This window comes from Pseudarthrobacter sp. 01T43 (genome assembly GCF_056398665.1).
On record NZ_JBFTPV010000065.1, the window covers coordinates 1 to 1,200 of the forward strand.

Here is a 1,200-nt window from a genome sequence, read left to right on the forward strand (position 1 = left end):
GGCTCAACCAGCGGTTGTCAGGCTCCGATGATGTTGTGTTCGGGGCCGAAGGGGAACTTGGTGATGTTTTCGGCTCCGTTTTCGCCGACCACGAGGATGTCGTGTTCGCGGTAGCCGCCGGCGCCGGGCTGGCCGTCCAGGACGGTGATCATCGGTTCCATGGAAACCACCATGCCCGGCTCCAGGACCGTGTCGATGTCCTCGCGCAGCTCCAGCCCGGCTTCACGGCCGTAGTAGTGGCTCAGCACGCCGAAGGAGTGGCCATACCCGAACGTGCGGTTCGCGAGCAGTCCGTGACCGACGTAGATCTCGTTCAGTTCCGCGGCGATGTCCTTGCACACCGCACCGGGCTTGATCAGTTCAAGACCGCGCTTGTGGACCTCAACGTTGATGTTCCACAGCTCCAGCGAACGGGCATCCGGTTCRCCGTAAAACAGGGTCCGCTCCAGGGCCGTGTAGTAGCCCGAAGTCATCGGGAAGCAGTTCAGCGACAGGATGTCGTGTTCGCGGATCTTGCGGGTCGTGGCCCAGTTATGGGCGCCGTCGGTGTTGATGCCGGACTGGAACCACACCCACGTGTCACGGATTTCCGAGTCCGGGAACGTCCGGGCGATCTCATGAACCATCGCCTCGGTACCGATCAGGGCAACCTCGTACTCGGTGATCCCGGCCGTGATCGCGTTGCGGATGGCTTCCCCGCCCAGGTCACCGATCCGGGCACCGTGCTTGATGACCTCGATCTCTTCGGCGGACTTGATCATGCGCTGACGCATGGCGGCCTGGGCCACGTCCACCAGGGCGGCSCCGGCGAACGCGGCCTGGATCTTATTGCGGTTATCCAGCGGCAGCGAGTCATCCTCGACACCGAGGCGGCGCGGGTTGATGCCGCGGGTGCGCAGGACTTCCTGGATGGCGAAGATGTAGTTATCCCGGCGCCAGTCCGTGTAAATGATGTTGTCSCCGAAGCTGCGCCGCCACGGCATCCCGGCGTCGATGTTCGCGGTAACGGTGACGTTGTCATCCTTGGTGACCACCATGGCGTAGGAACGGCCGAACGTGGTGAACAGGAAATCGGAGTAGTACTTAATCGAGTGGTAGCTGGTCAGGACAACAGCGTCCAAATCCTTCTCCGCCATGATCCCGCGCAGCCCCGCCAGGCGCCGCTCAAACTCCGTATCGGAGAACGTCAGACTGACCTTC

General features: G+C 62.5%; 1 protein-coding gene. It reads right to left on the reverse strand.

What is annotated here, in order from left to right; all coding sequences use genetic code 11:
- Positions 1–17: 17 nt before the first annotated feature.
- A partial coding sequence (locus tag AC1DIM_RS19755; RefSeq protein WP_477712170.1) for an aminopeptidase P family protein occupies positions 18–1,200 on the reverse strand: 1,183 nt, incomplete at its 5' end.